This is a genomic window from Bacillus sp. AFS098217 (assembly GCF_002551815.1).
In the GTDB taxonomy this organism is placed as follows: Bacteria; Bacillota; Bacilli; order Bacillales; family Bacillaceae_G; genus Bacillus_A.
Map to the genome: position 1 here is coordinate 14,677 of NZ_NVPR01000042.1, position 19,748 is coordinate 34,424.

At 36.4% G+C, this 19,748-nt stretch carries 16 protein-coding genes; 11 read left to right on the plus strand and 5 right to left on the minus strand.

Translation table 11 applies throughout. The annotated features are described in order from the left end of the window. Positions 1–18 precede the first annotated feature (18 nt). Positions 19–381, plus strand: a complete 363-nt coding sequence (locus tag COO03_RS12120) for a YxeA family protein (protein ID WP_097897434.1) — start codon at positions 19–21, stop codon at positions 379–381. 25 nt (positions 382–406) lie between these two features. Here COO03_RS12120 and COO03_RS12125 read toward each other — a convergent pair whose 3' ends face one another. Beyond that, on the minus strand, positions 407–1,393 hold the full coding sequence (locus COO03_RS12125; RefSeq protein ID WP_097897435.1) for a S66 family peptidase: 987 nt from the start codon (positions 1,391–1,393) through the stop codon (positions 407–409). Between the two features lie 203 nt (positions 1,394–1,596). Here COO03_RS12125 and COO03_RS12130 point away from each other — a divergent pair, with 203 nt between their 5' ends. Together COO03_RS12130 and argS are read left to right on the plus strand one after the other, a co-directional pair. After that, complete coding sequence (locus tag COO03_RS12130; RefSeq protein WP_097897436.1) at positions 1,597–2,034, plus strand: DUF1934 domain-containing protein; 438 nt, start codon at positions 1,597–1,599, stop codon at positions 2,032–2,034. Beyond that, positions 2,034–3,704, plus strand: a complete 1,671-nt coding sequence (gene argS, locus COO03_RS12135; protein ID WP_097897437.1) for an arginine--tRNA ligase — start codon at positions 2,034–2,036, stop codon at positions 3,702–3,704. Before COO03_RS12130 ends, argS begins: the two co-directional genes overlap by 1 nt. A 702-nt stretch (positions 3,705–4,406) precedes the next feature. On the opposite strand, the gene map is transcribed toward argS, so the two are convergent. After that, on the minus strand, positions 4,407–5,201 hold the full coding sequence (gene map, locus COO03_RS12145) for a type I methionyl aminopeptidase (RefSeq protein WP_097897475.1): 795 nt from the start codon (positions 5,199–5,201) through the stop codon (positions 4,407–4,409). 157 nt (positions 5,202–5,358) lie between these two features. Here map and COO03_RS12150 point away from each other — a divergent pair, with 157 nt between their 5' ends. Genes COO03_RS12150 through COO03_RS12165 form a run of 4 tightly spaced genes read left to right on the plus strand, consistent with a single transcriptional unit; the run spans position 5,359 to position 8,722 of the window. After that, positions 5,359–6,261: an ABC transporter ATP-binding protein gene (locus COO03_RS12150; RefSeq protein ID WP_097897438.1), complete on the plus strand. Its 903-nt coding sequence runs from the start codon at positions 5,359–5,361 to the stop codon at positions 6,259–6,261. Then, positions 6,258–6,992 (plus strand): ABC transporter permease, encoded by a 735-nt coding sequence (locus COO03_RS12155; RefSeq protein WP_097897439.1) that lies wholly within the window; start codon positions 6,258–6,260, stop codon positions 6,990–6,992. Before COO03_RS12150 ends, COO03_RS12155 begins: the two co-directional genes overlap by 4 nt. Further along, positions 6,993–8,123, plus strand: a complete 1,131-nt coding sequence (locus tag COO03_RS12160; protein ID WP_097897440.1) for a sensor histidine kinase — start codon at positions 6,993–6,995, stop codon at positions 8,121–8,123. Further along, complete coding sequence (locus COO03_RS12165) at positions 8,120–8,722, plus strand: response regulator transcription factor (RefSeq protein ID WP_097897441.1); 603 nt, start codon at positions 8,120–8,122, stop codon at positions 8,720–8,722. Before COO03_RS12160 ends, COO03_RS12165 begins: the two co-directional genes overlap by 4 nt. A gap of 238 nt (positions 8,723–8,960) precedes the next feature. Here the strand turns inward: COO03_RS12165 and COO03_RS12175 are convergent, their stop codons facing one another. Then, the gene (locus COO03_RS12175) at positions 8,961–10,718 is read right to left on the minus strand and encodes a M4 family metallopeptidase (protein WP_097897443.1); all 1,758 of its coding nucleotides are present in this window, start codon (positions 10,716–10,718) and stop codon (positions 8,961–8,963) included. Positions 10,719–10,886: 168 nt separating this feature from the next. Between COO03_RS12175 and COO03_RS12180 the strand changes: the two genes are divergently transcribed. Both COO03_RS12180 and COO03_RS12185 read left to right on the plus strand, forming a co-directional pair. Continuing rightward, positions 10,887–11,747 (plus strand): helix-turn-helix domain-containing protein, encoded by an 861-nt coding sequence (locus COO03_RS12180; protein ID WP_097897444.1) that lies wholly within the window; start codon positions 10,887–10,889, stop codon positions 11,745–11,747. Between the two features lie 87 nt (positions 11,748–11,834). Further along, on the plus strand, positions 11,835–11,981 hold the full coding sequence (locus COO03_RS12185; RefSeq protein ID WP_097897445.1) for a quorum-sensing peptide PapR: 147 nt from the start codon (positions 11,835–11,837) through the stop codon (positions 11,979–11,981). Positions 11,982–11,997: 16 nt separating this feature from the next. On the opposite strand, the gene COO03_RS12190 is transcribed toward COO03_RS12185, so the two are convergent. Further along, positions 11,998–14,676: a DUF4084 domain-containing protein gene (locus tag COO03_RS12190; protein ID WP_097897446.1), complete on the minus strand. Its 2,679-nt coding sequence runs from the start codon at positions 14,674–14,676 to the stop codon at positions 11,998–12,000. Positions 14,677–14,881: 205 nt separating this feature from the next. Next, a complete protein-coding gene (gene cls, locus COO03_RS12195) occupies positions 14,882–16,075 on the minus strand; it encodes a cardiolipin synthase (protein WP_097897447.1) in 1,194 nt (397 codons plus the stop codon). A gap of 254 nt (positions 16,076–16,329) precedes the next feature. On the opposite strand from cls, the gene COO03_RS12200 reads away from it, so the two are divergent. Beyond that, positions 16,330–18,438 carry a (Fe-S)-binding protein gene (locus COO03_RS12200; RefSeq protein WP_097897448.1) on the plus strand — a complete coding sequence of 703 codons (2,109 nt, stop codon included), beginning with the start codon at positions 16,330–16,332 and terminating at the stop codon, positions 18,436–18,438. 12 nt (positions 18,439–18,450) lie between these two features. Then, positions 18,451–19,734, plus strand: a complete 1,284-nt coding sequence (locus COO03_RS12205) for an acetyl-CoA C-acetyltransferase (RefSeq protein WP_097897449.1) — start codon at positions 18,451–18,453, stop codon at positions 19,732–19,734. The last annotated feature ends 14 nt before the right edge of the window (positions 19,735–19,748 follow it).

Genomic DNA, 19,748 nt, shown 5'->3' on the forward strand with positions numbered 1-19,748 from the left:
TCAACAGGAGGCGCATATATGAAATTGGTAATTCGGGTTTTAGCCGTTTTTGCTATCCTTTTAGGTGGTACGGCATATTATTTGCAAACAAAAACAGAAGGTGTCGGGGCTTTTGTCGATAATTTCTTTTCAAATAAAGAGATACAAGATTATTACGCGGTTATAAATAAGGGTGAGAAAAAAGACGATGAATATTTGTATACATTTAAAGGATATACAGAGGATGGAAAGCCGCAAGTCATCAAAAAAATGGTGAATCGTCAATTACATACAGGTACTTTTATAAAAATTTATGCGAAGGGAATGCAAGGAAAAAGCTGGGCTGAAATTTCAAAAGAAGAAGTTCCAGAAAAAGCCTTAAAGCAATTGCAAAAAGTATAAAAGGAGCGAATGATTCGCTCCTTTTTTAGTGTGTTAAAAGTGTAATGGATGTGTGCGTTTGGCTGGAAATAATTTTTACGCGTCCACCAATTGGGAAAGTAAAAATCGGTGTTGTATGTCCAAAGTTGGCATTTGCAATTACAGGAATGTGGGAAAGTTTTTGTTTTGAATAAATTATTTCTTGGATATCTTCTATGACAGCTTCAGATCCTTTTTGCAGTCTTCCAATCACAATGCCTTTTATATGTTCAAAATCTGGTTGTTGAATGAGAGAGTGTAAGTAACGATCAAAAGTTTTAACCGTGGCTTTTCCTGTGAGAGCATCTTCTTCTAAAAATAATATTTTATCTCGTAAGTTCGGGATATATGATGTGCCTTGTAGTAAATTAAAGGTACTCATATTACCACCAACAATTTCTCCAATTGCTTCACCTTCATGTATAGAAACATATCCTTCATTTTGGAAGAAAGTTCGATTTTCTTGGTCAATATACCAAGGGTCATCGCTCCACGTTTCAGCGGGATGTATTTCGATAGGTTCTGCAGAAGTCATGCATGTTAAAAAGTAATCTACTGTATAATCAAGCCCTTTCTCCATTCCAAATGAAGAGAAGTGAGGTCCTGAATATGTAATGAGACCTGTTTTTGTATAAATAGCGTTGCTTAAAGCAGTAATATCAGAATAACCACAGAAAATTTTAGGGTTCTTGCGAATTAAGTCATAATCTATATGCTGTAACAGTCCGTTGGAATTATATCCTCCAAGTGTTGTTAAAATTGCTTTTACATTGGAGTCGGCGAAAGCTTCATGGAGGTCTTGCACTCGTGAAGAAACGGAAGAAGAAGCAAAACGATCAATTTCTTCAGCGTTTTTTGAAAAGGTAATACGAAAGCCCATATCTGTGAGCCGCTTAATAGCAAGATCACGATTATAATCGGAAACAATACTTAAACTACAGGCAGGTGAAATAACTCGAATTTCATCACCTTGTTTTAGTTTTGGTGGAATCATTTGGAGCCCCCCTTTAAATGAAAGAAAATTTTGATTTAAAAGATATTTTATCATAGAAGATAGAACTTTATAAATTGTTTTTTTGTAACAGAGTTTTCCTGATTTTTCAGCAGACAGACATAGGCTTTTTTTGATATGATAGGAAAAGTGATTTATTATAAACTTTATCTAATATCTATAACATATTGAAAGGTGTGCAAGACGTGGAGAAACAACTTGCAGGCTTGCCAGTACACGTTCATTTCGTAACAGAAATCCGTGAAGGGGCACGAAAGGAAACAATTGCTTTTGACGCAAATGGTCAATACTATGTAAAAGGTCAAAGTACATATGTAACGTTTCAAGAGCCGAACGAACAAGGCGAAGTAAAGACAATCATCAAAATTCAAGGTGAACAAGTTCTCATCATGCGTTCAGGTGCCGTTTCCATGCGTCAAATACATGCAAAAGGTGAATGGACAACTGGTACGTATACGAGTGAACTTGGTACGTTTGCATTGCAAACGAAAACTGATAATGTTCTTTTTAAATGGTCGGACGAGAAGAAAAAAGGACAACTCTTTTTAACGTATGCATTGCTTCTAAGTGAACAAGAAGCGGGCCGATATACAATTACGATTAATTTGAAGGAGGCAAAATAATGAATTCTTTAGAACAAGTAAAAGGATTGATCAAAGAAGAAATTAAAGCTGCAGTATTAAAAGCAGAATTAGCAACAGAAGAACAAATTCCAAACGTTGTATTAGAATCTCCGAAAGATAAAACACATGGTGATTTCTCTACAAACATGGCAATGCAACTTGCACGTGTTGCGAAAAAAGCACCTCGTATGATCGCAGAAGAGTTAATTGCAAACTTCGATAAAGCAAAAGCTTCTATTGAAAAAATTGAAATTGCTGGTCCTGGTTTTATTAACTTCTACATGGATAACAGCTACTTAACAGATTTAATCCCAACAATTGTTAAAGCTGGTGAAGCTTACGGTGAGACAAACACTGGTAAAGGTGAAAAAGTACAAGTTGAGTTCGTATCTGCAAACCCAACAGGTGACCTTCACTTAGGACATGCACGTGGAGCAGCAGTAGGTGACACATTATGTAACGTATTAGCAAAAGCAGGATACGATGTATCTCGTGAATATTATATTAACGATGCTGGTAACCAAATTCATAACTTAGCTCTTTCTGTTGAAGCTCGTTACATGCAAGCGTTAGGTTTAGAAAAAGAAATGCCAGAAGACGGTTACCATGGTGCGGACATTGTTGGAATCGGAAAACGTTTAGCAGAAGAGTTTGGCGATCGTTATGCAAAAGCTGATGAGAAAGAAAGCTATGAATTTTACCGTGAGTACGGTTTGAAATATGAACTAGCAAAACTGCAAAAAGACTTAGAAAGCTTCCGTGTTAAGTTTGATGTATGGTTCTCTGAAACATCACTATACAAAAACGGAAAAATTGATGAGGCTCTTGCAGTATTAAAAGAGCGCGATGAAATATTTGAAGAAGATGGAGCGACTTGGTTCCGTTCTATGACTTATGGTGATGATAAAAACCGTGTGTTAATTAAAAACGATGGTTCTTACACATACTTAACGCCAGATATCGCGTATCACCGTGATAAATTAGAGCGTGGTTTTGATAAATTAATCAACATTTGGGGTGCTGACCACCACGGTTACATTCCTCGTATGAAAGCGGCAATCCAAGCGCTTGGTTACGATAAAGAAACGCTTGAAGTAGAAATCATCCAAATGGTACAACTATACCAAAACGGTGAAAAAGTAAAAATGAGTAAGCGTACAGGTAAAGCAGTTACACTTCGTGAGCTTATGGAAGAAGTAGGCGTGGATGCAATGCGTTACTTCTTTGCAATGCGTAGTGGTGACTCTCACTTAGACTTTGATATGGACTTAGCTGTATCAAAATCTAATGAAAACCCTGTATACTATGCACAATATGCTCATGCACGCGTATGCAGTATCCTTCGCCAAGGTGAAGAACTTGGATTAGCTGCAGGCGGTGATGTAAATTACAAACTTGTTACTTCTGAAAAAGAAGTAGATTTACTGAAAAAGCTTGGTGAATTCCCAGCGGCAGTTGCAGAAGCAGCGCAAAAACGTCTGCCACATCGCATTACAAGCTATGCATTTGAGTTAGCAGCAGCGCTTCACAGCTTCTACAATGCAGAAAAAGTATTAAACCAAGATAACTTAGAATTAAGTAAAGCTCGTTACGACTTAATGCGTGCAGTGCGCATCACACTTCAAAATGCATTATCATTAGTTGGAGTATCTGCGCCGGAGAAAATGTAATAAAGAAAAGTAGAGGCAAAAAAGAGATCGCTCGCGGTCTCTTTTTTTGCTTTTTTCTTTCTCATGCTTCTATTGTCCTTGGCTGACAAAAGAAGACGGATAACGACTCTATTCTATATAAATCTATTCTAACTTTTCGACATCTAAATCTCTGCTAAGCAGAATAAAAAGTAACCTACCCTCATTTGATCTTTCTGTTTTTACTTCGCATGTGGCAGAAAAAGGCCCTGACCGCTTCTATGCATGGCCAGATGCTCTCTTCCACCTAAAAAGAGGGGTTTTATGTCGGTTTTTAAATTGGTGTATATATACTTTTTGGTATTTTCAATCAATCCCATTGAGGACTTAAAATATGCATATTTGCATATTTTAAGCAGGGATATGTATGCTATTATTTTAGATAAAGGTTCGCTTTCTACTTTGAAAGTCCCTAAATTGCATGAATCTAGTGTACCCAAACTTTAGATTATGTAAAGAAAAGAGATCCTCCAGCTTAGGATTTCTTTTTCTTATTGCTTGAACCTTGTGAGCGTGATAATCATGTTCCCACATTTCATGATTATCATCAGTGATATATGTAAGGCATCCATATAAAAAGAGGGGACTGTTCATCATTTGAACAGTCTCCTCCCGTTAAAAAGGTGATACTTTGAGGTATCATCTTTTTATTTTGTTAAGATCACTATAATTCTGTGTTTTTGATTATAGTTCTGTTAAGATAATTGGTTCGCCGCGCGTTACAACAATTGTATGTTCACACTGTGCAACAAGGCTATTATCTGGTGTTACGAATGTCCAGCCATCATCACCGCGTTCGATGATATGGTCAGCTTTCATAGAGATGAATGGTTCTACAGCGATAACAAGACCGTCTTTCAGAAGCGCATTATCCATTGGATCATAATAGCTTAAAATGTGATTTGGCGCTTCGTGTAGGCTAAGACCAATTCCGTGTCCAGTTAAGTTTTGGATGACTGCATAGCCATTTTTATGTGCGAAATTAGAAACAGCACGACCAATTTGGTTTTGTTTTGAACCAGCTTTTACTTTTTTCATTGCTGCCCAAAATGCATCTACTGCAGCTTGGCAAAGTTTTTCCTTTTCTTCATCTTGTCCAAGAACAAAAGAAATACCTGTATCTGCATAATAGCCGTCAAGTGCTGCAGATACGTCAACGTTTACTAAATCGCCTTCTTTTAATACTTGATCTTTTGGAATACCGTGGGCAACTTCCTCATTCACACTAATACAAGTTACACCCGGAAAATTATATTCTTTTTCAGGTGCAGAAATAGCACCGTGCTCATCTAATATTTTTTTACCGATCAAATCAAGCTCTTTCGTTGTCATGCCTGGCTTCGCTTGTTTTTTCATTTCTTCGCGTGCAAGTGCAACGATACGGCCGATTTTTCGTAAACCTTCTAAATCTTGTTCATTACGAATAATCATGAAAACCACTGTCCTTCCTCGAATATCTATCTTACACGATTGTATCATGTTTATTTTTGTCCTGCTACTTGCGTGCGATATGCAAGTTGATTCCTCTAATAGGAAATACATGACAATTGTCATATGCATGTCATGACGCATCATACTGTTTCCTAACTCTTCCAGTGTATACAATGTAAATATAAGAAACGGCGGGGGTGGAGAGATGGAAAAGATTATTGAAGTAAATGGTGTTTCAAAAACATTTAAACATAAAAAAGCAGTAAATAACGTTTCATTTCATGTAGAGAAGGGGCAAATTGTTGCACTTCTTGGACCAAATGGTGCAGGGAAAACAACAACGATTTCGATGATGCTTGGGTTAAAAGATCCGTCAGAAGGAAGCATCATGATATTTGGAAAGAGTCCAAAACATCGAAGTGTTCGTAATCGCCTTGGTGCAATGTTACAGGAAGTAAGTGTTATTGATAGCATAACAGTGGAGGAAGCAATTGAGCTATTTCGCAGTTATTATACAAATCCAATTGCGAAAGAAACATTACTTCAGCTATCAAACTTAGAGTCAGAAAGAAAACAGAGATGTGAAAAATTATCAGGCGGTCAAAAAAGAAGATTAAATTTTGCACTCGCGCTTGCTGGAAATCCAGATTTATTATTTTTAGATGAACCGACTGTAGGAATGGATATTACATCTAGAAAAACATTTTGGGAGACGATTCGAAAGCTAGCAAGTGAGGGGAAAACGATTATTTTGACAACGCATTATTTAGAAGAGGCGGATGCACTAGCAGATCGGATTTTATTGTTTGCAAACGGAGAGATTATTGCAGATGGTACACCAGAGGAAATGAAAGCAACGATTTCTCGAAAAACAATTTCATTTTATTCGAAAGAAAAAATTCCTACAGGCCTGTTGAAGGAATTACCACATGTAACAGGAGTGCAGTCTCATGAAGGGCGCGTTATTTTAACAACAGATGATACGGATGCTACGTTGCAAGCAATCTTTAAGAAAGATTTACCTGTTACCGATATTTCAGTTGAACGAGGAAGTCTTGATGAAGCTTTTGAACAATTTGTCGCAAATCAGAAGGAGGGAATCGCATGAAAGCATTATGGATGCAATGCAAAATAGAGATTTTACGTACATTCCGCAATAAATTATTTATCTTTTTCTCATTATTAATGCCAGTTATGTTTTATTACATTTTTACAAATGTTATTCAAGTACCGCAAAACGGAGATGCATGGAAAGCGCATTATTTAATTTCAATGGCAACTTTCAGTATAGTAGGGACTGCACTTTTTAGTTTCGGTGTGAGAATCTCTCAGGAAAAAGGGCAAGGGTGGACACACCTTTTAAAGATTACTCCACTTCCAGAGGGAGCGTATTTAACGGCTAAAATTATTTCTCAAACAGTGGTAAATGCTTTTTCAATACTCGTGATCTTTATTGCAGGGATATTAATTAATGACGTATCGTTAACAGTTGGGCAATGGATTGGTGCTGGATTATGGTTATTATTAGGGGTTACACCATTTTTAGCGCTAGGAACAGTTATTGGTTCAATTAAGAAAGCAGACGCAGCTGCGGGGCTTGCTAACATTTTAAATATGAGTTTAGCAGTTCTAGGCGGTTTATGGATGCCAATTGAAGTATTTCCGAAAGTATTAAGATCTATTGGAGAATGGACACCGACATATCATTTTGGAAGCGGCGCATGGGATATTGTTGCTGGGAAATCGATAGGATGGGAAAATATCGCGATTTTAGGAGGCTATTTCCTTATATTTGTTGTAATATCAATATATATAAGAAAGAGACAGGAAGCGGTATAAATGATAGAGAAGAAGCAGTTTGAGATTTTTCCGAAACATATGGGGTTTTTCCCCTATATGTGGTTTGTGTATCTGTTATTCCCGATTTACAATTTAACGCAAGTATCAGGATGGAAGCTTTTAATAGGGATCGGTATGTTGATGATTTTCGTCGTCACATACCGTCAACTTTATTTTGTGAATAAGACGTTTATTTTATGGGCGTGTATTCAAATGCTATTCATATTTTTATTTGCTTTATTTTATAATCCTTTTATGATCTTTTTTGGCTTTTTTACGGCAAGTGCAATGGGATTTGCACCAAGTAAAAAAGTATTTCAAGTATTGTTCGGCCTTTTAATTGTAATGCTTGGGGCCTTTATATTTGTATATTTTAAGCAACTAACAACTACAAGTTTAGTTAATATAGTTCCAATGTTTATTTTAATGCTCCTTACACCATTTGGAATGCGTAATTTTAATCAAAAAAAGATGCTAAAGAATCAATTAAATCAAGCAAACGAACAAATTAAAGAACTAGTAAAACGTGAAGAGCGTCAGCGAATCGCGAGAGACCTTCACGATACGTTAGGGCATACGTTATCTCTTATTACTCTAAAAAGTCAGCTTGTTGAGAAGTTGATTGTGAAAAATCCAGAGCGTGCAAGTGTAGAAGCAAAGGAGATTACACAAACATCACGTACAGCTTTAAAGCAGCTTCGTGAATTAATTTCTGATATGCGGATGATTACGGTTGAGGAAGAGCTTGATCAAATAAAGGCAATTTTGCAAGCGGCTAATATTACGCTAGAAGTAGAACAGAAGGCGAGTTCTAGTACATTGTCACCGCTTGAACAAAATATTTTAGGTATGTGTTTAAGAGAAGCTATAACAAATGTTGTCAAGCATAGTAAGGCGACGATGTGTACAGTTTCTATATTTGAAGCACAAGGAGAACTTATTTTGGAAGTTAAGGATAATGGTGTGGGATTACAAGGGCAAAGTCATGATGGAAATGGCATTCGCGGTATGAAAGAACGAATTGCACTTATTGATGGGGCAATTGAGCTAGGCGCGGCACATCCTGGGACGCTTTTAACGGTAAAAGTTCCGATCGTAATTAGAACAGGAAAAGATGAGGTGAGGGCATGATTCGAATTATTATTGCTGAAGATCAACGAATGCTTCGCGGGGCACTAGGAGCCCTGCTTGATTTAGAAGATGATATTGAAGTAGTTGGACAAGCGGCAAATGGGGAAGAGGCTTTAAAGTTAATTGAATCATTACAGCCAGACATTAGTATTATGGATATTGAAATGCCGATTCAAAGTGGCTTAGATGTTGCTGAAACATTGCAGAAGAAAAAATCATCATGTAAGGTAATGATTTTAACGACATTTGCACGTCCAGGATATTTTGAAAGAGCAATGAAAGCGGGGGTTCACGGGTATTTATTAAAAGATAGCCCAAGTGAAGATTTAGCAGCCGCAATCCGTAATGTAATGCAGGGGAAACGAGAGATTTCCCCTGAATTAATGTTTGGGTTATGGCAAGAACAAAATCCATTATCAGATCGTGAGAAAGAAGTACTTTTATTAGCGAAAGAAGGAAAAACAGCAAATGAAATCGCGAAGGCTCTTTATCTTTCACCTGGTACAGTGCGAAATTATATTTCAGAGGTATTAACAAAACTAGATGCTAAAAACAGAATTGAAGCCATCACGATTGCAGAGGAAAAGGGATGGATATAAAAAAAGATGTTTACCAGATATATTGGTAAAACATCTTTTTTTATTATATAAATCCATTTTAATTTTTCGACATCTAAATCCCTGTTATGCAGAGCAAAAAGTAACCTACACTCGGTTGCTCTTTCTGCTTTTACTTCGCATGTGGCAGAAAAAGGTCATGACCGCTTCTATGCATGGCCAGATGCTTTCTCCCACCTGAAAAGAGGAGTTTTTGTCGGTTTTTTAATTGATGTATATATTAGTTTTCTTTTTGTACTTCTACCACTTTATTTATGTTTGTTAAAGGTTTATATCCGTGTGCTTGGAATGCTTTTTCAAACTCTGCTGCAGTTGTATTACCATATAAATCTTTAGCAGCTTGTACAATGTGAGATTGAAGTGACTCGAAATCTTCTGCTGAAGTTGCATAGTTTTGTAGAGCGCGCATAACGACTTTACTTACTTTGTTGTTTCCTTGTTTCTGAACAGATACACCGTTGTATGTTTTGCCTTCAGCCAATTGGTATAATACATGACTAATAATGCCTGAATTTACATGAGGTTCTTGATTATTTCCATCGTTATAAAAGTCTTGTAAATTTGTATATAGTTTACGTCCATGGTCACCGATTTCATTTGGAATATCTCGGGTTACTTCATCTAAACTGTCCCCCATTATCCAATTTCCCTTATCTTTTTTTACATAAATTTCAATCTGTGTACCCCAGAAATCGGCCAGACCTTCGTTAAGGGCATCTGTTTCAAGATTTGGATATCTTACGACTTTATTTTTTGTTGCACCACTAAATACGGCATGTCCAAATTCGTGAGCTGTTACGTCTAAAGCAGATGTTAATTTTCCGTTTAGACCATCACCAAATACCATCTGATTCCAAACTGGATGCCAAAATGCATTCACATAGTTTTCTTTAATGCCACCCTTCACATCAGCAGAATCAAATCCATGTACACTAGCAATGATTTTTGAATCTTTATTGTCATAGCTTTTTAAATTATGTTCTTTCTTAAAGTAATCGTAAATATTGCTCATATTTTTCATTACACCAGCTGCTTCTTTGTCTGTAAAATTAGCGGTGTTACTAGAGATAAGTGTACCTGGGTAACCAGCTTGACTTGTTCCATCCATTGCATCTGCATAATTTGCATTGTAAATGTAAATACCATTTCCGCGAGATAGATCAGCTAAATAAAATTTTCCATCAGTTCCTTTTGCGATATGAAACGATACATTTTCTTGTAGTGCATTTATGCCGGTTCCTTGTTCTTTAGCTGGAGATAACCGAGGAGCTGTTACTTGATTAATAGATTTATTTTCTTTATTTTTAATAAATTTTTCTTGGAAGAGTACGTCACTATTTTTTAAATCAATGATTGCGTGACCGTTTATAATTTGAGCATCATTTTCATATGTAAATGTCATTACCTCTGCAAATGTATAATTTCCATCTTTTTTCGTATAAACGAAAGTTTCACTAGAAAATTCTTTTTCTACTGCATTATCTGGAACTTGAAGAGTATTACGTAATGTAGATTTCACTTCATTTTTCGACAAAAAATTTGTTATAGTAAGATTAGGGTGTTGTTCTAAATTTTGGGCTACTTTACCACTAACAGTCGTAATTACTCCATTTTTATCTACTTTAACAATGAGATCTTGACCGTATACTTTGTAATTTTTATATGTTTGTGCAAGACGTATTTCTGTTTGATTTTCTTTTGTTTCTTTGTTTGTAGGTTGAAAATCAACGTTTTTGTCAGTGGTAACTTGGTCTTGCTGTGCTTTGGCCCCGTGTACTTCACCTTTTAAGTATTTTTTTGCAATATTTTCTTTCGTATCATTTTGCGGTTCTGTTAACGTTCCGATTGTTAAACCGGGTTGAGCAATTTCAACTTTTACTTCCTTTTTATCAACTTCTTGGGCGTGAATCACTTCTGTTGATAAAGGGCAGAGAAGACCAAAAGCAACAAAAGCACTAGCGATTTTTTTATAATTCATCTCTAACACTCCTAATCTTGTATTCGTATGAGGTGAATTGTATGAAAAATCTGCTGAATTATATATATATTATGCATTATTTCATATCAAAAATTGTCGAAAAAGAATTATTGTAGTGGTATGACCACTTAGAAAAATTAGATTACTGTAATGGGATGGTGAGCAAACATGCATGCAGAAAAGTTAGGAAGCGAAATAAAGAAGATTAGAATGATGAGGGGTTTAACGCAAAAACAGTTATCTGATAATATATGTCATCAATCGGAAGTAAGTAGAATTGAATCAGGTGCAGTATATCCAAGTATGGATATACTGCAAGGAATCGCAGCGAAATTACAAGTTCCCATAATTCATTTTTATGAAGTTCTCATTTATTCTGATATTGAAAGAAAGAAGCAATTCAAGGATCATATTATATTATTGTGTAAGCAAAAGAAGTATAAGGAAATTTATGATAAGGTTTGGACTGAATTAAAAAAGGATGAATGTCATCCTGAATTTCAACAATTTCTTCATTGGCAGTACCATATAGCAGCATATATGTTAAAAAAGATAAATTATGAATATTGTATTTTGGAATTAAAAAAATTACTGCATCAACAATTAGTAGGAATCGACATGTTTCAAAACTTGTACATAGAAAATGCTATCGCTAATATTTATGCGGAGAATGGATATTTCAAAAAGAGTATTGAGTTATTTGAGGATATATTGAAACAATTAGAATCCCTGCATAGCAATGAAGAGTTTGTTGTGAAGGTTAGATATAATCATGCTAAGGCATTATATAGAGATAATCAATATGAGGAAGCTCTTTACCAAGTTAAAAAGGCGATCGAAATCTCTTGTCGAATTAACAGTATGGTGTTGATTGGACAACTATATTATCAAAAAGGTGAGTGTCTTGAAAAATTAAAATATACAGAGGAAGAAATTCGTTCATCTTATGAAAAAGCTTATTTCTTTTTCGATTTATTAGAATTACATGCCTATAAAGATATACTTTTAAATAAAAAGATAAACAAATAATTACCTAAAATTGGATATGCATAATTGCATACGATATAGATAAGTTTTAATGATATATTAAAATAAAGAGTATAAGGGGGATGGAATATGAAAAAGTTACTTATTGGCAGCTTGTTGACGTTAGCGATGGCATGGGGTATTTCAGCAGGAGGTACAGCTTTAGAAAAAAATCATGTAATCCCTGCTAATAATCAAGAGGTACAATTAGCTTCTGATCTGCCTTTTGAATATTAAAAACAACCGTCTAAATTTAGACGGTTGTTTTTTGTTGAAGTAACATCCAGACATTTTTACTAGAAACAGGTTTACTAATTAAAAATCCTTGAATGTGGTCACAATTTTGATTGTGTAAGAATGACCATTGTTCATGTGTTTCAACGCCTTCAGCAATAACATTCAGCTGTAGTTTTTTTGCCAATGTAATAATAGAAGAAATAATTGCTTCTTCTAGAGGACTATTTTTAATTTCACTAATGAATTCTTTTGCAATTTTTAATGTATTAATAGGATATTTTGTTAGATAAGATAAAGAACTATAGCCAGTTCCAAAGTCATCGATTGAAATTTGAATACCGAGTTTCTGAAGTTGTTCTAGTTTTTCGATGACAGATTGCTTCTTATTGATGGCAATGCTTTCTGTAATTTCAATGTCCAATGCTTCTGGGATTAATTCTGTTTCCTCTAATACTTTTGAAATAGTTGGAATGAGGTCTGCATGATTAAATTGTACGACAGATAGGTTCACGCCAACCTTTAAATGAGTAAAACCTTGGTTGTGCCATCTTTTCGCTTCTAAACAAGCGGTACGGAGAATCCAGTTTCCAAGCTCAATAATAAATCCTGTTTCCTCTGCCAGCGGGATGAATTGTGCTGGGGATACAGTACCGAGCTTTGGATGTTTCCAACGAATTAATGCTTCAAATCCAATGATTTGTTTTGTTTTCATATTGACTTGAGGCTGGTACTCAAGGAAAAATTCATTTTGTTGTAGCGCTTTAGAAAGCTCGCTTTCTAAAAAGTGTATTTCATTTTCGGCAATGCTCATTTCTTTTGAGAAGAAAATATATGTATTTTTTCCGCTTGCCTTTGCACGATACATAGCCATGTCTGCATGCTTCATTAATTCTGTAGCGTGAGTGCCATAATCGGGATACATTGCAATGCCAATACTTGGTGTAATAGAAAGTTCTTCATCTTGGATAAAGAATGGCTTGTTTAATACTGTTAATATTTGATCAGCTATAAAAGAGGCACTTTTCTCAGAATACATATCCGGCAGTAAAATTGTGAATTCGTCCCCGCCTTGACGTGCAACAATATCTTTTGAGCGCAGACAACCTCTCAACCTTTTTGCTACTTCAATCAATAATAAATCCCCAACATCATGTCCTAGACGATCATTAATTTTTTTAAATCGGTCTAGATCAAGGAACAATACAGCAACATCGTTTAAATTCGTTTGTGCCTCCTCTAAAACAGAGCGTAAGTCTTTTTCAAATTTTCGACGATTCGGTAGTCCTGTAAGTGCGTCATGAAATGCTAAATGTTCGACTTGTTTTTGTTGCTCATATAAAGCTGTAATATCACGAGCAATACCAAACATCCCAACCACTTCTTTTTCAATTGAAATTGGAATGAGTGTAACCTGAAGATAATAGTAATAGCCTTCTTTTTTCTTTGTTCGTACTTCTAGTGTTTGGGGCCTGCCTTCTTTTGTAACTTGTAATGCTCTATTTAGAAGTTCATGGTCTTGTGCATCAATAAAATGTAAAAGAGAATAGCTGGTGACTTCACAGTAGTAGGCTGTAAAGAGACTTTCACAAGCTTTATTCGAACTCTGGAAAATTCCATCCATATCTAGTGAAAATACAGCATCGGGATGATCCTCAAATAGCGATTTATATCTTTGCTCACTTTTAGAAAGAGCGAATGCTCCTTCTTCGACCTTACCTTCTAATTGTGTAGTCAACTTTTCATATGTATTAATTAGTTTTTGATTAGCTTTCCACATGTATAATTGTCTTAAGAATAATAAGATAAGAGATAGTGCAAATCCAATTAACATAGGTTTTTTGTCTGCAAGCTCTGAGATTATAAAGATAAAAGTTATGATTAGACTAAAGTACGGCAAAATAAATCGTACATAATCAAATGGATAATATTTCATCTTTGTTTCGTGCTGAATTGGTTTATTGAATACATACAGTAGTGAGGATAAACCAATTGAGAGTATAGAAGCGGTATGGATGAAATAAGTAAATTCAGCAGAGATTTCTACACCTCTATTTAGTTGGAAAATATAAACATATCCATAAATAAGTATAATAGCAAAACCGATAATTAACGCAATTCTACTAGAAGAATGCTGCTCTCTTCTATATAGGCTAATGACAGCATATATCATTAATGATTGCGCAATGAAGTATCCCGTTATAACCCACATTTCGTTTGTTATGTCGCTAAGTTGTGAAATGTTGAGTATGATAGTAAGGATAAAATAGATATTCATAATAATGATAAATATGCTATCGAATAAAAACTGGGAAAGACCTTTAATAGAATAATGTTTTGTGAATTTTATTGCAAAACCAGTAAATAATAAAATGTATTGTATGATGAAAAAGGGAACTGCCTCGTGTGAAAGTATAGATTGTTTATAAATAGAAAAAGACTGTAAAAATAAAGTGATTTCCATTATGAAACTGCATAAACATGTACATAAGATTAAGATCCAAAATAATTTTTCTCCACTTTTCATCTTGTGGATAGCTTTATACAAACAAGCGCAGGAGAAAATAGCAGCGAAGGAAAATAAGAAGATAATGCCAAACTCCTTTCCGCTCCAGCCTTTAGGAATAAACATAATCCAAAGGAAAAATATAAGAATATACATGATAACAAAATTTACATACTTTCTTTGATTAATCATATTATTACTCCGTTTCAATAAAGTTGAATCTAAGGGGAAAATGCTAATTTAAATAATAGCATATAAAGTAAAGGTTTTGTCATTATAAAAACGACGTCTTCTTTTAACATAAAACAACGTAACGTTACGTTGTTTTTGCGTTTTATTTTCCTTATAGAAGAGAGCCCATCAGAGTGCCAAATCCTTTTGCTTACGCTCAATGGTTCTATAAGAAAAACGCTAGTATTGTCCCAATCCATTCTTTTCCTTTATCAACAATAGTGAGGGAGGTAACATCTTTCCAAGAAAGTAATGTAGATGCTTCTATATCTTTGTTAATTTCGGTTTTAATTTTCTTTATAAAGGCTTCATCATATAAGAGGCAATTTATTTCGTGATTGAGATACAAACTTCTCATATCAACATTAGCTGTTCCGATATCGCAAATATGGTTATCTACCATGATGATTTTTGCGTGGAAAAATCCTTCTTGAAATGAATAAATATCGCAACCAGCTTGTATGAGTTTTCGGCAATATGGCAGCCTTGCTTCTCGAACGAGAGGATGATCGGCTTTATGAGGAACAAGAATGGTAACATGAACTCCTCGGCCTTTCGCTTGTAATAAGGCATCCATAATTTTTTTTCCGGGAATAAAATAAGGTGTTCCTATGTATAGTTCTTTCTTAGCGCTCTCAATCAAGTTTAAGAATGTTTGTTGTAAGTAAGCGCCATCTGTTGGAATAAAACGGTGCAGCATGGTGCCTGGTTGTTGTTTTGGAAAATAAATCGCATTTTCTAGTAAATCTTGAGAAGTGTCATCGCGCCAGTCATGTAAAAATTGCTTTTGTAAATCTTGTACGCCTTCTCCAGTCAGGCGTAAATGATAATCGCGCCATAGCCCTAATTTAGAATTGTGCCCTAAATACTCCTCACCGATATTGAAGCCGCCGATATAACCAATTTTTCCATCAATAATCGTAATTTTTCTATGATTTCTTTGATTCGCTGAAAAAAAGAGAAATGGTAATTTTACTTTGTGACAAAACGAAAAAGAGACACCGTTTTTTTGTAACGAGCGAATGGATTCTCTCGATAATTGATGACTCCCGATACGATCAAGGAGGAGACGTACTTCGACTCCTTGTTTTGCTTTGTTAATTAGTAATTGTAAAAAGGTTTGACTTATTTCATCGTTTTTAACAATAAAAAATAAAATATGGATATGGTGTTTTGCTTGTTTGATGTCATGAAATAAATCATTGTATAAGTTTGTTCCACATGTATAAAGGTGAAAGTCGCTTCGTCGTAATGGAAAAGCGCGAGGTTTTAGTCGCTTTAAATGAAGTATTCTTCCATACAAAAGGTCTATTATGAACCAAAGGGCAAAACATATTAGTAAGAGAGATAAAAAGACCATTACTAAGCTCCTTCCCTCGTATTTATTTTCACTTTGCTAGTTGTGGATTGTAAGACCATTACGAATTAAAGTTTCACTTTGTAGTTTCACCTAAATAAATAGCTTTATGAAAAAAATGTGTTGTTGTATAACAAAAAACTGTTGACTGAATGCTCACTCATTATATAATGGGAATAGGGGATACAATTCAGAAAATTTTATATTTTTGAAGATTCTAAAAGAAAGAGGGCTTACAAAGAGAGGGGTAGCATAAAATGAATAGCTTACTAATCGTAAATTGGCTGGCTGCCATTGTTGTTATTGCTTATGCGGGATATTTGTTTGTATATCTTATACGAACGAGGATGGCCTACATACAATTAGGAAAAAAAGTAGAATTTGACCGCCGCTTTAAAGAGAGATGGGATATTCTCAAGGTCAACGTTTTCGGTCAAAAAAAATTATTGAAAGACAAAAAAAGCGGTATCATGCACGTTATGTTTTTTTATGGATTTATTCTTGTCCAATTTGGAGCAATTGACTTCATTTGGAAAGGACTAGCACCAGGATCACATCTTCCACTTGGACCACTATACCCTGCATTTACATTCTTCCAGGAAATTATCACACTTATGATCTTAATCGCAGTTTTTTGGGCTTTTTATAGAAGATACGTTGAAAAACTTGTTCGTTTAAAACGTAATTTTAAATCAGGCCTTGTTCTTATTTTTATCGGAGGCTTAATGCTTTCTGTACTACTTGGTAACGGAATGGGCATTATATGGCATGGCGAGGAGCTTTCATGGAGCGAACCAATTGCTTCTGGAATCGCTTACGTTTTTTCAGGGATAAATGAAACCGTAGCTATTTCGGTGTTCTATTTCTCTTGGTGGGTGCATTTACTTATTTTGGTAACATTTTTGGTTTATGTTCCACAATCAAAGCATGCACATTTAATCGCTGGGCCGGTCAATGTGTTTTTTACACGTCTGTCTAATCCAGGAAAACTTGAAAAAATTGATTTTGAAGATGAAACACAAGAAACATTTGGTGTTGGAAAAATTGAAGACTTTAGACAGACACAACTTATTGATTTATACGCTTGTGTAGAATGTGGTCGCTGTACAAATATGTGCCCGGCAACAGGGACAGGCAAGATGTTGTCACCAATGGATTTAATTGTAAAGCTTCGCGATCATTTGACTGATAAGGGGGCAGCGGTGACATCAAAAGTACCATGGGTCCCGGCAGTTGCGTTTAACAATACACAAGGAAATCAGTTAGCGATGATGGCAGCGGGGCAAGGACAACAAGAATCGGCAGCGGCACTTTCTTATGATCCAAGCTTAATTGGAGATGTCATTACAGAAGAAGAAATTTGGGCATGTACAACGTGCCGTAACTGTGAAGATCAGTGCCCAGTTATGAATGAACACGTTGACAAAGTCATTGATTTACGTCGTTATCTTGTTTTAACAGAAGGTAAGATGGATGCGGAAGCGCAGCGTGCCATGACAAATATTGAACGCCAAGGGAACCCATGGGGGCTAAATCGTAAAGAGCGTGAAACATGGCGACAAGGCGATGATGAAGTAACGGTTCCGACTGTGAAAGAGAAAACAAAAACTGGCGAAGAATTTGAATATTTATTCTGGGTTGGCTCGATGGGATCATATGATAATCGCAGTCAGAAAATTGCAATATCATTTGCAAAGCTGATGAATAAAGCAGGCATTTCGTTTGCGATTCTTGGTAACAAAGAGAAGAACTCCGGCGATACGCCGCGCCGCCTCGGAAATGAATTCGTGTTCCAAGAGATGGCGACGAAGAACATTGAGGAGTTTGAAAAAGCAGGTGTGAAGAAAATCGTTACGATTGATCCGCATGCTTATAACACGTTTAAAAATGAGTATCCAGACTTTGGCTTACAAGCAGAAGTCTATCACCATACAGAATTATTAGCACAGTGGGTGAAAGAAGGGCGCTTAGCGCCAGTTCACCGAATTGAAGAAACAATCACGTATCATGATTCCTGTTATTTAGGAAGATACAACGAAGTATATGAGGCGCCGCGCAGCATTTTAAAAGCGATTCCAGGCGTAACTGTTGTTGAAATGGAGCGTAATCGCGAAACAGGTATGTGTTGTGGCGCAGGTGGCGGACTGATGTGGATGGAAGAAACAACAGGTTCACGTATTAACGTTGCACGCACAGAACAAGCACTTGCTGTGAAACCGTCAATTATTGGTACGGGATGTCCGTATTGCTTAACAATGATTAGTGACGGTACGAAAGCAAAAGAAGTAGAAGAACAAGTTCAAACGCTTGATGTAACGGAGATTTTAGAACGATCTGTTATCGGGCCGAAGAAAGAAGCAATGTAATCATATGTAAGAATTCATACAACTTTAGATAGAGGTGCAAGATTTGCACCTCTTCTCAACGTAGTAATATCGAGCGGGCGCTCAGCGCCGAAAAAAGAAATGGGGGAAAGAAACTTGGTCAGAACAGTTATTTTAAGTGCTGCAAGAACACCGGTTGGAAAGTTTGGGGGATCTTTAAAGGACGTAAAAGCAACGGAACTTGGAGGAATTGCGATTAAAGCTGCGCTTGAACGAGCAAATGTTTCTGAGGGCGACGTTGAAGAAGTTATATTTGGAACGGTTATTCAAGGAGGACAGGGGCAAATTCCTTCGCGTCAAGCCGCGAGAGAAGCAGGACTTCCATGGGAGACGCGTACGGAAACTGTAAATAAAGTTTGTGCATCAGGTCTTCGTGCTGTGACGTTAGGCGATCAAATTATTCGCACTGGCGATCAAACGCTTATTGTGGCAGGCGGAATGGAATCGATGAGTAATAGTCCTTATATTTTACGAGGCGCGCGCTGGGGATACCGGATGGGCCATAATGAAGTTGCCGATTTAAATATAGTAGATGGCTTAACATGTTCATTTTCCGGCATACATATGGGTGTGTATGGTGGAGAAGTTGCGAAGGAAGATGGGATCTCTCGCGAAGCGCAAGATGAATGGGCGTATCGTAGTCATCAGCGTGCAATTGCCGCGCAGAAGGAAGGGCGATTTGAAGAGGAAATCGTACCTGTATCTGTACCGCAGCGAAAGGGAGACCCGATTGTTGTTGCCAAAGATGAAGCGCCGCGTGAAGATACAACGGTTGAAAAGTTAGCGAAGTTAAAGCCTGTATTTGATAAAACGGCAGCAGTAACAGCCGGGAATGCGCCAGGACTAAATGATGGCGGAGCGGCACTCGTATTAATGAGCGAGGACAGAGCGCGGCAAGAAGGAAGAAAACCGCTAGCAACGATTTTAGGGCATACCGCGATTGCAGTAGAGGCAAAAGATTTCCCAAGAACACCAGGTTATGCGATTAACGAGCTTTTGAAGAAGACTGGTAAAACAATAGAAGATATTGATTTATTTGAGATTAATGAAGCTTTCGCAGCAGTTGCAATTGCCAGCGCGGAAATCGCAGGGATTGACCCTGAAAAGATCAATGTAAACGGCGGTGCAGTTGCGATGGGACATCCAATTGGAGCAAGCGGTGCACGTATTATCGTTACACTTATTCATGCGCTGAAGCAGCACGGCGGCGGAATTGGAATCGCATCGATTTGTAGCGGTGGTGGCCAAGGCGATGCAATTATGATTGAGGTTCATTAATTAAGAGGGGGAGA

What these genes read in the sequence shown, in the direction of transcription:
- COO03_RS12120 (WP_097897434.1), top strand. Translation starts at nt 19, where the DNA reads ATGAAATTGGTAATTCGGGTTTTAGCCGTTTTTGCTATCCTTTTAGGT.
- COO03_RS12125 (WP_097897435.1), bottom strand. Translation starts at nt 1,393, where the DNA reads ATGATTCCACCAAAACTAAAACAAGGTGATGAAATTCGAGTTATTTCA.
- argS (WP_097897437.1), top strand. Translation starts at nt 2,034, where the DNA reads ATGAATTCTTTAGAACAAGTAAAAGGATTGATCAAAGAAGAAATTAAA.
- map (WP_097897475.1), bottom strand. Translation starts at nt 5,201, where the DNA reads ATGATACAATCGTGTAAGATAGATATTCGAGGAAGGACAGTGGTTTTC.
- COO03_RS12150 (WP_097897438.1), top strand. Translation starts at nt 5,359, where the DNA reads ATGGAAAAGATTATTGAAGTAAATGGTGTTTCAAAAACATTTAAACAT.
- COO03_RS12155 (WP_097897439.1), top strand. Translation starts at nt 6,258, where the DNA reads ATGAAAGCATTATGGATGCAATGCAAAATAGAGATTTTACGTACATTC.
- COO03_RS12160 (WP_097897440.1), top strand. Translation starts at nt 6,993, where the DNA reads ATGATAGAGAAGAAGCAGTTTGAGATTTTTCCGAAACATATGGGGTTT.
- COO03_RS12165 (WP_097897441.1), top strand. Translation starts at nt 8,120, where the DNA reads ATGATTCGAATTATTATTGCTGAAGATCAACGAATGCTTCGCGGGGCA.
- COO03_RS12175 (WP_097897443.1), bottom strand. Translation starts at nt 10,718, where the DNA reads ATGAATTATAAAAAAATCGCTAGTGCTTTTGTTGCTTTTGGTCTTCTC.
- COO03_RS12180 (WP_097897444.1), top strand. Translation starts at nt 10,887, where the DNA reads ATGCATGCAGAAAAGTTAGGAAGCGAAATAAAGAAGATTAGAATGATG.
- COO03_RS12185 (WP_097897445.1), top strand. Translation starts at nt 11,835, where the DNA reads ATGAAAAAGTTACTTATTGGCAGCTTGTTGACGTTAGCGATGGCATGG.
- COO03_RS12190 (WP_097897446.1), bottom strand. Translation starts at nt 14,676, where the DNA reads ATGATTAATCAAAGAAAGTATGTAAATTTTGTTATCATGTATATTCTT.
- cls (WP_097897447.1), bottom strand. Translation starts at nt 16,075, where the DNA reads ATGGTCTTTTTATCTCTCTTACTAATATGTTTTGCCCTTTGGTTCATA.
- COO03_RS12200 (WP_097897448.1), top strand. Translation starts at nt 16,330, where the DNA reads ATGAATAGCTTACTAATCGTAAATTGGCTGGCTGCCATTGTTGTTATT.